The organism is Aquimarina macrocephali (genome assembly GCF_051627225.1).
Classification (GTDB): Bacteria; Bacteroidota; Bacteroidia; order Flavobacteriales; family Flavobacteriaceae; genus Aquimarina; species Aquimarina macrocephali.
Window position 1 is genome coordinate 4,668,331 of the sequence record NZ_CP151795.1, and the last position, 14,369, is coordinate 4,682,699.

A 14,369-nucleotide genomic window follows, 5' to 3' on the forward strand; every position below is an offset into this window, starting at 1 on the left:
TTTAATGTTTTGCAAATTTAGCTAAAATCCTAGCCATTTGCAAGGCAGAAACTCTTAATTTTTTTGAGTATAATTCATTAAAACTGTGTTTTTATTGATGAATTATAGTTTTTGAACAGTATTTTAAGGATTGGTTAACAAATGCTCAAAATTTTCACATTTATTTTTCAGTATACTTTTTCATAAAGAAATTAATACCATTCTCTGGTAAAAAGACCTATTAACGTTTCTGGACTTAATGTTATGATAAACCGAATTTGCTGTTCGTAATTTGGTTGTGATATTTCCCATCCTTTGTTAGATACTACAGGGAAAAAGACTTCGAAGTAATCGGCTACTAAACTGAGTCGAACTCCTGCGTCATAGACAAATTTTGGAGAGATATTTTTATTTTTCACCAATCCTACATCCCCATATGCATAAATCCAGTTCCATATATTGGTATTGGCATTAAAGGTAGTGATCCATTGATTAGCAAAAGGATATTCGAGTTGAGATTTAAACCCGCCTTCTGCCAAAATAATTTGCTGGCTTACCAAACCAGTATCTTCACTACGTCCCAGGTAACTATAATCAAACAAATAATCTGTAGGTCTGTCTAGAGCAAAACTAAAGAAATCACCATCTTTTTCTGTATCATTAAAAAGAAAAGATCCTGCAAATAGACGCAAATTTAATTGGCGATTATTAAGAAACAACTTCCTGTAATTTACAGTCGCAGATAGTTTACTGAAGTTTTTAGATATTTGATAATCAACAGTATATCCTAGAAAATTAATGAGATTAAAATCAGAATATCGATATCTTACATTAAATACACTATAATCAGGGGTAGTAACAGGGTTTTCTTTGTCTCGATCTCTAAAAACATTAATATTTCTAAGAAGAAGTCTTTGTTTTTTATTGGATCTAAGATCTTCGGGCCTAAAATAAAAACTTATAGATGATGAAAATCGTTTAAATAATAAATCGGGAGCATAACTAAACATACTACCATTTACTCCATATTGTACTTTATATAATCCATAATCAGACAGTTGTTGTCTATAGGAGATAGATGCTGATCCTAATAGTTTATTGGATTTGAAACCATAAGCAGGGGATAGGTTGTACTGAAAATTTCTTTTTATAAAAGTCTTATTATAAAATTTTGAAGCTAACAAAAAACCATCGTATACATTAAACTCTACTTCGGGAATAAAAAATACTTGAGTATACCTTGGATCTTCTATATCCTGTAAAAACCTAAATTGTATAGGTTTGTTAAATATCCATTTTAGGTTTCTATAATTATTACGTCTATTTACTTCTGGGATGTTCTGATCATAATCTATTACCAGTTTACTAATATTTTCATTGGCAATTTTTACTTTTTTGGTGCCTGTGATACCTGTAACCCAGGTTTTAGAAACCATATCTTTTTTTCTAAACCCATAAAGTGAAACTGGCATTGTGTTATTGCCGTTATTTTTGATTGTAACCTCAATCGAATCTTTTCCTTTTTTTACAGATTTTATTTTAAAATCTAGCTTTTCGTTGGTTTGTACATAATCCTCAAAAAACCATTCTATGTCCTTGGGAGCTATATCGATAAGTACCTTTTTGTATTTTTCAGAATTTGTATATTTTAATACATTTTGAGTATAAAATTTTTTAATACTTAAATCCACAATATTATCATCACCGAGATAATCTTCGAGATACTTAAATCCTACTCCTGCCTTATATGCATTTGCTATATTTTTATTAAACTTTACGAGCTCATCTTGTGGCTGTAATAAAGGCTGATCTAAAAACAATCGAGCCATATTTTTATAAGCTAAAAAGTATTGATCGTTAAAATCCAGATCCGCAGCATGAAACCATCGTAGACCAATCACTTTACTAAGTTTACCGATAATTTTCATTTCGGGATAATATTGCTCTGTATACGCCATCATTAAATAGATGTGTATTGCATCTTTTATCCAGGCATCGTATCTAGGATTTATGATAAGAGTCCTTTCTAGATAATTTTCGGTAATTGTCTTAAGTTGTTTAATTTCAAATTGAAAACCATCGGGAAAAGGTCTTAATATATCTGGTAGTTGATTTAGTCCATATACGGGATTGTTTTTGTAATCATTTTCAGAAATAACAATTTTATCAAAAGGATATGGACCTAATTTTTTTTGTAAAAAACCAATAATCCTATCGGTCGCTACCGATTTCATTTTTGGCATTAAATCATTATCATCTATATTACTTATAAACTGAACACCATCGGATGGGAAGCTGTAGAAAGATGATACCTTTTCTATGTATAAGTTTACTTCATTTCTTTTGTTGCCTTCAAATTGTATAGTTTTGGTTGTTTCGTCCTCTGATAAAATAGTATTTTTTTGTTTTAGATCACTAACTATTTCATACGCAGATGGTAAAGTGAAGTTGAGTTGGTAATCTGCTATAGGTGCATATAAGTCATTCAAATTTTTATGACTATAGATATTCCATTTTGTATCGTATACAGCAGGAAGTATATACCAGTATTTTAAACTAAAATTCCCGTTTGCGTGATATCCATATCTGGTAAATTTGTTACTGGGAATTTTGATTTGATATTTTAATAGAAAAGTTTGATTTTCTCCCGGATAAATAGGCTTATTAGATTTTATCCATATAATATCCTGGATTCCAGAATGTCGACCCCATTGTAGGGGTTGTGATTCTTTATTGCTAACATTTTGGATTATAGTTCCCCCTCGTTCTTCATCTTTGGCAAAGTAAAAACGTTTTATAAAATCTTCTGCAAACCTTTTACCAAGAGGAGTGGTCTTATCAGAGAAGCTATTGGCCCAATCATGAAAGAATATTTGTGTAAGTGTATCTTTTGATAAATTTGTATATGTAACTTCCTGCTCTATCGTTACTACCTTTTTTTTGGTATCCAGATTAGCATTTATAACGATATTATGTTGAGCAGACCCTATGGTTAGCACAAAAAAGATAATTATAAAACTATATACTTTTAAAATATTCAATTTTTATATTTAATTAAAGACATTTTTATGATATAAATCAAAAAGGAATAATGTTACCCATCTGGATTTATCTATCAAAACTTTATTACTTATAGCAATGCCTTACTATGATACTCTTCAAAATCGATTTTATATTAATGATTGATTGATAATAAAATGAATTAGAAATTCGGACTTAAATTATACTCTCCATAAAAATCATCTAAAATTCCTAATACTTCACCTGGGGTATCTACAATGTGTATTAGATCTAAATCCCCGGGGCTTATATTTCCGAATTTTTGTAACAATGTGCTTTTTACCCAATCTATGAGTCCTCCCCAAAACTCGGTACTTACCAATATAATAGGAAATTTCCCAATTTTTTTGGTTTGTATTAATGTTATTGCTTCGAATAATTCATCCAAAGTTCCAAACCCTCCTGGCATAACTACAAATCCTTGAGAATATTTTACAAACATCACTTTACGCACAAAAAAATAGTCAAAATCTAAGCTTTTATCGCTATCGATATATGGATTGTCATGTTGCTCAAAAGGTAAATCTATATTGAGCCCAACAGAAGTTCCTCCTCCTAAATGTGCTCCTTTATTTCCCGCTTCCATTATACCGGGACCTCCACCAGTAATAACTCCATAGCCTTGATCTACAATTTCTTTGGCGACATCTACGGCTAATTGATAGTATTTATCATCTGTTTTTGTACGGGCAGATCCAAAAATAGATACACAAGGCCCTATTTTACTCATTTTTTCAAACCCATTAACAAATTCTCCCATAATCTTGAAGATTGCCCATGAATCATTTGTTTTTATTTCATTCCAGCCTTTATGGTGTTGCTCTTTTCTCATAAATTTATTTTTTTATATTGTTACTTACAGTTCTTTCTTTAAAAACTGTGCAGTATAACTTTTTTTATCTTTTATAATTTCTTCTGGCGTTCCTTTAGCCACGATTTTCCCTCCATTTCTTCCTCCTTCATATCCGATATCAACAATATAATCAGCCATTTTGATTACATCCATATTGTGTTCAATAATTAAAACTGTATTTCCTTTATTTACTAATTCATTTAGTACGTCCATCAAAACACGAATATCTTCAAAATGAAGACCCGTTGTAGGTTCGTCAAGAATATAAAAAGTGTTACCGGTATCTCTTTTTGATAGTTCTGTTGCTAGTTTGATACGTTGTGCTTCACCACCAGATAGTGTAGTTGATTGTTGTCCTAGGGTAATATATCCTAAGCCAACATTTTGGATAGTTTTTAATTTTCTTGAAATCTTTGGGATATGCTCAAAAAATATGCAGGATTCATTAATTGTCATTTCTAAGACATCAGAAATGGATTTTCCTTTATATCGAATCTCTAAAGTTTCTCTATTAAATCGTTTTCCCTGGCAAGTTTCACATTCAACATATACATCGGGTAAGAAGTTCATTTCTATCACTCTTAATCCACCACCTTTACAGGTTTCACATCTTCCTCCTTGAACATTAAAGCTAAAACGTCCTGGTTTATATCCGCGAATCATAGCCTCGGGAGTTTTGGCAAATAAGCTTCTTATTTCAGAAAAAACACCTGTATATGTTGCAGGATTAGATCGTGGTGTGCGACCTATAGGAGATTGATTAATGTCAATTACTTTATCAGAGTGTTCGAGACCTTTGATACTTTTATATGGCATTGGTTTTTTTACACCATTAAAATAATACGCATTTAAGATAGGGTAGAGTGTCTCGTTAATGAGTGTAGATTTTCCGCTACCCGAAACTCCTGTAACGGCAACCATTTTGCCTAAAGGAATATCGATAGATACATTCTTTAAATTATTTCCGGTAGCTCCTTTTAGTGAAATAGTTTTTCCATTCCCTTTTCTTCGTTTGGAAGGGGTTTCGATTTGCTTTTTACCACTTAAATAATCAGCTGTAAGTGTATTGTGTTTTTGTAATTCTTCGGGAGTACCTTCACTAATAATTTCTCCACCGTGTTTTCCTGCCAAAGGACCTATGTCGATAACATGATCAGCACGCTCAATCATATCTTTATCATGCTCTACAACGATAACAGAATTACCAATATCCCGTAACTGAATTAGTGAGTTAATTAATTTTTGATTATCCCTCTGGTGTAAACCAATACTGGGTTCATCCAGAATATATAAAACTCCTACGAGTTGCGATCCAATTTGAGTAGCTAGTCGTATACGTTGCGCTTCACCACCAGAGAGTGATTTACTACTTCGGTTTAAAGATAAATAGGTGAGCCCTACATCTACCAAAAATTGAAGTCTGGCATTAATTTCTTTTAATATTTCTCCCGAAATCTTATTTTGTTTTTCGCTTAAATGTTCTGGAAGAGATTTAAACCAATCGGAAAGTTCATTAATATCCATTGCAGATAATTCTGCTATATTCTTTGTATTTACTTTGAAATATAAGGACTCTTTACGCAATCTTGACCCTTCACAAGACGGGCATTGAATATTATCCATAAAATCTTTGGCCCATCTTCGTAATGAAGTGGAGTCATTATTTCTATATGTATTATCGATAAACGAAGCGATTCCTTCAAAATCAATTTTATAGTCTCTGGTAACCCCAAGAGATTTACTGTTTACAGTAAACTTTTCTTTTCCACCATGAAGGATAATTTGCATGGCTTCTTTGGGAATCTTTTTTATAGGATCACTTAATTTAAAATCATATCGTTGCGCAATTAATTCTAATTGCTTAAAAATCCAATTGTTTTTTTGAGGTCCTTGCGGAGCTAATCCTCCATTTTTTATAGATATAGAATCATCTGGGATGATCTTTTTTAAGTTTACTTCATATAAATTACCAATACCATTACATTTGGGACAAGCTCCTTTTGGGGAGTTAAATGAAAAATTATTGGGTTCTGGGTTAGGATATGAAATACCACTAGATGGGCACATTAAATTTCGACTGAAGAAACGTACTTCTTGAGATTCTTGTTCGATTACCATCAATACGTCATTACCATGGTACATTGCAGTATTGATTGTTTCCATCAGGCGTTTTGAGTTATCCTGATCTTTGGTAACCATTAATCGATCTATAACGATTTCAATATCGTGAGTTTTATAGCGATCAAGTTTCATGCCTTTGGTGATATCTTTGATCTCACCATTGGTACGTACTTTTACAAAGCCTTGTTTTGCAATTTGCTCAAATAACTCCCGATAATGTCCTTTTCTAGAACGAATAATAGGAGCCAGGATACTGATTTTTTTTTCAGAAAAATCTTTTAAAATTAGATCCTTGATCTGCTCATCACTATAACTTACCATTTTTTCTCCGGTATTATAGCTGTAGGCATCACTTCCTCTAGAAAATAATAACCTAAGAAAGTCATAGATTTCTGTGATGGTTCCAACGGTACTGCGTGGGCTTTTGCTGGTTGTTTTTTGCTCGATTGCAATAACGGGAGAAAGCCCGTCAATTTTATCCACATCTGGCCGTTCTAATCCTCCCAAAAATTGCCTGGCATAGGCAGAAAAAGTTTCTATATAACGTCGTTGTCCTTCTGCATATATGGTATCAAAGGCTAAGGAAGATTTACCAGACCCTGATAAACCTGTAATCACTACTAACTTTTCACGAGGTATGGTAACGTCTATATTTTTCAAGTTGTGAACACGTGCTCCTAAAACCTCAATATTTTCTTCTGATGCTACCATAAATTTTAAACCAAGATTGCAAATGTAGTTATTTGGCAGCGTTTTGTGAAATTGGATAAGTTTCAGTTATGTTAAATCAACATTTTTATTAGATATAATAGTTTTTTATTTTTTTTAAAATATTTTAAATAACTGAAAAACAATATCTTATGTATGGAAAAAACATAATTTGAATGTATTATTTTTCTTTCATTTTAAAGTGCATGTAAGAATTTTTTTTTAACAAGTAAGAAGTTTTGTGAAATTTTGAATGGGTTGCATTCTCAAATTTTTTTATTGTCAATTATTAGGTATTTATTTGATTTTATGACTAAATTTTGGAAGTATATATATCCAGTACTATGCTCTTTTTTGATGTTTTTTTTTACCCAAATAACTCTTGTAATGAGAATATTTTAGTTTTTTAACTAAAAGATTGAATGATTTCTATTTTTTAAAACTACCCATAAACTTTGTTAAAACGGCATGCAGAATTAGTAACTTAATTATTCACAAACTCTTTGAAGTTTTTACTATTGATAGTATAAATAGCCCAATAAAGTCAATAGAGTAATTCTTCAAAATTAAAACTAATCACGATGAAAAACATGTTCAAAATTGCAATTACCTTTTTCATGGTAATAAATTTTATGCACGCTCAACAGCGGCAGCATACACCTGGTGAGTTGGTAAAACAACAAAAAACACAGGGTTCCGATTTTCAAGAAGTTAATTTGTTTAGTTTAATGACTGTTAAACAAAAAGCAAATGTTCAATTACCAAAAGAGGTTAAAGATTATGCTTTATTTTCTTTAGACACTAAAAAATTAGTGTCTATGAAGTCTAATGCTCCCAAAACTATGAATTTGGAAATCCCAGGGCAAAAATCTTCGATGGTACTAGAATTAGTAAAAGTAGATATCGCTACAGATGATTTTAAAGTTGTAGAAATGCCCTCGGGTAAAGTTGTTAAATCGACTAAAACTGTTTCTCATTATAGAGGAGTAGTAAGAGGTAAAACAAACTCTATTGCGGCTGTTAGTTTATTAGACGGCGAAGTTTCTGGGGTTATCAGTATTGATGGCGGTAATGGGAACCTCGTTATGGGACGATTAGAAAATAGTTCAGAACACATTATGTATGAGGATAATAATTTACTTCATTTACAAGACTTTACTTGTAATACCGAAGCGAATTATGAAGGTTATACAGAAGAAGAGCTTTCAGACAATCCTTCTACCAGTAAAGCAGCAGAAAAGTGTGTTAAAGTATACTTTGATATAGGAAATGATGTTGTAACGGATAAAGGAGGAAGTCAGCAGGCTTCTGATTATTTACAATCTATATTTAATCAGGTAGCTATATTATATTCAAATGATAATGTGACTGTGAAAATATCGCAGATAAACGCGTGGACTTCTCAAAACCCTTTTAGTGGGTTATCCGATTATTCAAGTTATAGAGAGCAAAATGGTCTTAATGGAGCAGATCTTGGACATTTTGTTACTTATAATTTTTCTGGCGGTGTGGCATATTTAGGTGGTGTTTGTCAGTCAAATTATAGATATGGAGTTTCTGGTATTAATAAAACTTTTAGTAATGTACCTACATACTCATTTTCTGTAATGGTAATTGCACATGAGATGGGGCATAACCTGGGTTCAAATCATACTCAAGCTTGTGTTTGGAACGGTAATAATACTGCAATTGATGGTTGCTATAATGTAGAAGGTAGTTGTTCTAGACCAGCAATCCCATCAGATGGAGGTACTATTATGAGTTATTGTCATCTTACTAGTGCAGGAATCAACTTCACTAAAGGATTTGGTACTCAACCGGGTAATGTGATTCGTAACAAGATCAGTTCTTCAAGCTGCCTTCAGGCATGTGGTACTACCGGGTGTAATACTGGTGATTCTGCAACTGTAACGTTTAATAATAATACAGATTGTACTTTAGAGTATTTTACAAATAATAGCTCTAAGTTTTCGATTAATTCTGGTCAATCCAGACAGGTTTCAACTACTAGAGGAGCAAGCTGGGAGGCTAAAAACTCGTCTAATGCTACTGTGGATTCTTTTACGATTCAATGTAGTCAAGATAGTTATGCTTCTACGGGTAACTGTAATGACGGTGGAGGAATCACTTGCGAGGGAGTGCAACCATATTCTAGTGGTACAACATACTCTGTAGGAGATCGAGTAACATATCAAGGAAGTTTATATGAAAGAACATCTACAGGTTGGAAAAACCTGGGACCATGCCCAACTAATCCAAATGATCCATGTGCAGGAGTGCAGCCATATTCTAGCAGTACAACATATTCTGTAGGAGATAAGGTGACGTATCAAGGAAGTTTATATGAAAGAACATCTACTGGATGGAAAAATCTTGGGTCTTGTGGTTCTGCTACTCGAGTTTCTCTACAAAGAGATGAGATTTCGGGAGAACTAAGTATCAAAGCGTATCCTAATCCAGCTGATGAAGTTCTTACTATTGAAGTAAGTAACGTATTAAATACTTCTTCTACATTATCTATTAAAGATATCAATGGTAGAGTGCTAAAAGTTGTTGGTTTAGATACCCCTCCGGGAGGAAAAGATCGTCATACAATTGATGTTAGCTCTCTCTCTCCGGGAATGTACTTTATTCAGGTAACAGATTCTAAAAAGACAGTTACCCAGAAAGTGTCTATAAAATAATTATAATGTAACATTTGGGCTATTATATTAGGGTGAAACTATATGTTTCACCCTTTTTTTATGTCTTAGTCATTCCAGGTTTTAAGATTACTTATTGGGATTCCGAAACCAAGTAATTTATGCTGTTGAGAGAGGTGGGCTCCTGTTTTTGTAGTTGTCCAGTTTTCCCAGGAAGCTTCGAGACCTCCAATCGGGATGATAGATACCCACATTTTGTAACTTGTTGGCCTGTAGTTTGTATCTACTTTCCAGAGATAAGAGTCTCCAGGAGTAGTTCCTCCGGACTGATAAGTAACTAATAATCCTTTAGTATTATTTTCTAAGGTTACTAATTTACGAATAGCTCCTTTGTCAAAAAGTTTATGAGGAGCAATCAACCAAAAAGAATCATTATTAAAATTCATCAATGCTTTTTCTACCATTTTTTTCTTTTCCTGATCATTAAAATACATTGTACTTAGTACTCGGTTTTTTTCTGGAGAATCCAAATGTAGAAGTACTGAGTTATCCTCTGTTTTTACAGTTACCGTATTTGACTTTTTATCCCATAGATAGTGATTTTTACTTCTAAAAGTCCATTGCAAATAATCAGTGTTCAGGTAGTTATCATGTTTAACGGCATCTAGTATTTTTAATGCAAATTCATCAGCTTCTGGTCCAGATTTCCCTTCAGGAAGTTTTTCATGTAAAGAAAAATACAAAGTTGTAACAGTAATAATCACCAATGCAAGTATGCTTAACAATAGTATTTTAAGAAGCTTTATTAGTTTTTTTCTCAAGAGGTTATGATTTTAGTGTGTTTTGTCTTTTACGAATGTAATAAAATACTAAGAATATGACTTTTTAATATTAAGTTATAGAAGAGGCACAGACTACTTCTGATCAATTAAGTAGCTATAGTGTATACGAAATTAGTTTTATAGGATTTAACTGGTGAATTATTTATTTTAGCGTACTCACCAAAAAATACCCCTTGTGTTTTGAAAAATATTTTAAAATCAAAATTCTTCGTTAAAATCTTTCTTATACTTGTTTTATCGTTTCCAGTGGTTCAGGCACAAAACCTTGATGTTATTGATAGTCTTACTACTAGATTAGCTAATTCTAATGAGAGAGAACGTATTTCTATATTATTAGCATTGGCCAAATGTTACCAGAACAGCGAGCAAAAAGAAGCCATTAGGTATGCAAACAAATCCATACTGTTAAGTGAAAAATATAATGATCAGTTAAATATGGGAAGAGCTCATATTCTAATTGGAGATGCATATACTGTCTCGGGTAAATTTGACGAAGCTGAAAAACATCTTGAACAAGCAAAAGATGTATTTTCTATGGTTAAAAGTGAAAAAGATGAAGTTGATTTATATGGATACTTGGGAGAGTTATATATTAAAACAAATAATTACGACAAAGCTGAGGAATATTATCTTAAGAGATTAAAAATTAGCAAAAAAATAGGTGATAAAAAAAAGATTGCATGGAGTATTAATAATCTTGTGAGTATTTATCTTGAAAGAGGGAAAATGGAGGAAGCTGAAAGCTCTGCACTGGAAGCATTAAAATTAGCTAAATCATTAAAAGATAAAAATTTACAGATTAATCTACATGTAAAGATTGCCGATATTATCGCTTATCAACATGGAGATTTAGATAAGATAAGTGAGCATTATCAAAGAGCTCTTCAGTTAGCGGTAGAAAAGAAGAATCCAAGAGCAAGTAGTGCAATAAATATCAATTGGGCGGTAACTCTTAGCAACTATGAGAAATTTAAGGAAGCAGAGAAGTATTTTATGGATGCTTTAAAAACATGCGAACAGTATGGATATCATAATAGGATAATACTTGTATACTCTGGTCTAGGAGAAAATTCCCTTGGTAAAGGAGGCTATGAGAAAGCTATGAATTATTTTGTTAAAGCTTTAAGAGTAGTAAATAAAACAAATAATAAAAAGGGGAAAGCTAGTATATATAGAAAAATTGGGGCTATACATATAGAACAAGGGAGCTATGAAAAAAGCATTGAGTATTTATATAAAAGTTTAGGTTTTTATGAAACGTTAAATGATAAAAGTTCACTATCTGTACTGTATAACTATATTGGAGAAGCTTTTTACCGATTAAATAATTTTAGCAAAGCAGAAGAAAATTATCAAAACGGGGTGGTGTTATGCGAAGAATTGGGGGATCAGAAAGGTATTGCGGTTTCTTATTTGAACTTGGGAGCTTTAAAAGTGAAACAAAAACTATTTGAAGAAGCTATGTTGTATATAGAAAAAGCACATGATAAGGTGAAAAAAATGGGTAACTCTAGAGAACTGATACTTTACTATAATACTATGGCAGAATGTAAGTATAATCAGGGTGAAATTGAAGAGGCCCTCGATTTAATGCTTCAGGTTTTGAATATGGAAGATAAATTGAAAGAATTTAAAAAACCAGAAATAGAATCATACACAAGGTTAGGTACAATTTATTACGAACTTCAGAAATACGAAAAGGCAGAGATGTTTTTTAAGAAAAGCTTAAAAACATCTATAGTAATGAAATCTAAAATGGAAGTCAAGAATAATTATTTTTGGTTATCCAAATGTTATGAAAAATTAAATAAATATGAAAAAGGCTTAGAGTACTATAAAAAATACTCTATTGTAAAAGATAGTATTTTTAATCTTAATAAGATTAAGCAAATTGCAGATATACAGATAAAGTATGATACCGATAAAAAGGAAAAAGAGATATTATTTTTGCAAAAAGAAAAGGAGTATCAAACCATTTTATTTAATAGTCAAAAGAATGAGTTATATCGAGTAAATCTGGAAAAAGATTTAGAAAGAGAGCGAAAAGAACGTGATATAATTCAATTAAAAGCGGCTCGAAAACATAGCGAGATCGAACAGTTAAATATGCAAAATAATCTGCAGATTGCAGAAAAAGAAATCAAAAATAACCAGCTAAGTATACAGAAATCCCGTTTAGCGAGAGAATTGCTGATCAGAAATATTATAATAGGTGGTGGAGTCCTAGCTCTTATAGTTTCATTTTTTGCATTAATGTATTATCGACAACGATTAAAAACACAAAAAATTATTGCAAGAAAAGAGATAGAAACAATAAACGCTAATATCAATGGTCAAGAAAAAGAAAGAGAACGAATAGCAAAAGAATTACATGATGGTATCGGGGGGAATCTTGCTGCAATAAAGCTTGATTTGTCTAAGTTGTCAAATAACTCTAATCGTGAGCTTCAAAAAGTAATTAAAAATGTTGATGGAACATATAATGAGGTTCGTACGCTTTCTCATGATTTAATACCTCCAAAAATCCTAAAAAGTTCATTTGAGAAATTAATAAAAGAGTATTTGAGTAATCTATCCAAAACCTGCTCATTCATTATAAATAATGATTTTTATCCATCATCAAGGTTTAATCAACTAACAGATAAGATAAAAATTGAGCTATATAGAATTACCCAGGAATTAATGAATAACATTATTAAACATTCCCATGCAGATCAGGTAAATTTACAGTTTACTATACTAGACAAACGAATTAAGTTTATTATCGAAGATAATGGAGTAGGGTTTGATACAGAAAACATTTCAAAAGGAATAGGGTTGAATAATATATTGTCCCGTACTAAGGCGCTAAGTGGTAACATGCATATAGATACTATGATTGATAGAGGTACCATTATTGAAATCGATATCCCTGCTTAAAGAAAAAGAATGTGATAATGAAACCTATATCGCAGCACTAGTTAATCATGAAATAAACACACTGTATCTCTTACATTATGAAGAAGCATAATACTCAAAGGATTTAAGAATCAACTCATCAGATACGACACAGTTATATTTTGCTTCACCAATAGTATTTAATAGAACAAAATAAATATTTCCTTTTTCATTCTTTTTATCATGAATAAGAAGTTCCATAATACTTTTATAATCTCCTGCGTCAATATCTATTTTTGGAAACGTAGCCAAAATTACTGCTCCAATATATTGCAAATCTTCCCTTGCTAAGGATAGTAGTTCTGTAGATATATAAGCTTCCATGATCATTCCTATAGCAATTGCCTCACCATGTAGTAGTGTAGGTTTTTCTGGATGAGTTAGATAGAAAGATTCGATAGCATGACCTAGTGTATGACCAAAGTTAAGATACTTACGAACATTTTGCTCAGTAGGGTCTTCAGAAACAATCTTGTTTTTAATCACCACAGAGTCATAGATCATTTGATCCAGATCTTCAAAATTAAGTTGAGAAAGATCGCTTATTTTTTTCCAATAACTTCGATCTTGAATAAGGCCGTGTTTTAGCATTTCTGCAAACCCGCTACACATTTGATTTACTGGTAGGGTTCCCAGGTATTCTGTATCAACAAGAACCATTTCGGATTCACTAATTACACCTACCATATTTTTTAAGTTACCCAGATCAACACCGGTTTTTCCTCCTACAGAAGCATCTACCATTGCCAGTAGTGAAGTTGGGATATTGATATAGCTAATTCCTCTTTTGTAGGTACAAGCTATAAAACCACCTAGATCTGTAATAACACCACCACCCAGATTGATCATTAAACTTTTTCGATCCATACCTAATTCAGAAAGAGCATTCCAGATACCACTGCACGTTTCAATATTCTTATGAATTTCACCATTCTCTATTTCAATAACCTCGATATCATATTCTTTTTCAATCTTACTCATCAATAAAGACAAACAATGTTCATGGGTGTTATCATCCACCAGAATACATATTTTTGAATGGTTTGCTGTTGAGAGGTAAGTGTTTAATGCAGTATAGCATTCCTGACCAAAATAAACGACTGAATCTTTTGAAACTATGGGCTTCATATAGTATTAAATTATGAGGAGCGAAATTAAGCAGAATTTATAATAAAATAAACTCGCAAGTTCTATATTTGCAGATATCTTAAAATAAATGCAATGTAT

At 32.0% G+C, this 14,369-nt stretch carries 7 protein-coding genes; 2 read left to right on the plus strand and 5 right to left on the minus strand.

Annotation, left to right across the window (positions count from 1 at the left end; all coding sequences use genetic code 11):
* Positions 1-191: 191 nt before the first annotated feature.
* The 3 genes from AAFU52_RS20735 to uvrA all read right to left on the minus strand — a co-directional run bounded on the left by AAFU52_RS20735 (position 192) and on the right by uvrA (position 6,724).
* Entirely contained in the window at positions 192-3,020 is a 2,829-nt protein-coding gene (locus AAFU52_RS20735) for a metalloprotease (RefSeq protein WP_438423414.1), read from the minus strand.
* Between the two features lie 161 nt (positions 3,021-3,181).
* On the minus strand, positions 3,182-3,871 hold the full coding sequence (locus AAFU52_RS20740; RefSeq protein ID WP_024769273.1) for a TIGR00730 family Rossman fold protein: 690 nt from the start codon (positions 3,869-3,871) through the stop codon (positions 3,182-3,184).
* Between the two features lie 24 nt (positions 3,872-3,895).
* Positions 3,896-6,724 carry an excinuclease ABC subunit UvrA gene (gene uvrA, locus AAFU52_RS20745; protein WP_438423415.1) on the minus strand — a complete coding sequence of 943 codons (2,829 nt, stop codon included), beginning with the start codon at positions 6,722-6,724 and terminating at the stop codon, positions 3,896-3,898.
* Positions 6,725-7,302: 578 nt separating this feature from the next.
* Here uvrA and AAFU52_RS20750 point away from each other — a divergent pair.
* On the plus strand, positions 7,303-9,405 hold the full coding sequence (locus AAFU52_RS20750; RefSeq protein WP_438423416.1) for a M12 family metallo-peptidase: 2,103 nt from the start codon (positions 7,303-7,305) through the stop codon (positions 9,403-9,405).
* Positions 9,406-9,470: 65 nt separating this feature from the next.
* On the opposite strand, the gene AAFU52_RS20755 is transcribed toward AAFU52_RS20750, so the two are convergent.
* A complete protein-coding gene (locus AAFU52_RS20755; RefSeq protein ID WP_024769276.1) occupies positions 9,471-10,184 on the minus strand; it encodes a hypothetical protein in 714 nt (237 codons plus the stop codon).
* A gap of 201 nt (positions 10,185-10,385) precedes the next feature.
* On the opposite strand from AAFU52_RS20755, the gene AAFU52_RS20760 reads away from it, so the two are divergent.
* Entirely contained in the window at positions 10,386-13,124 is a 2,739-nt protein-coding gene (locus tag AAFU52_RS20760) for a tetratricopeptide repeat-containing sensor histidine kinase (RefSeq protein ID WP_438423417.1), read from the plus strand.
* A gap of 75 nt (positions 13,125-13,199) precedes the next feature.
* On the opposite strand, the gene aroB is transcribed toward AAFU52_RS20760, so the two are convergent.
* Positions 13,200-14,270, minus strand: coding sequence for a 3-dehydroquinate synthase (gene aroB / locus AAFU52_RS20765; RefSeq protein ID WP_024769278.1), 1,071 nt, complete (start codon positions 14,268-14,270; stop codon positions 13,200-13,202).
* Between the last annotated feature and the right edge of the window lie 99 nt (positions 14,271-14,369).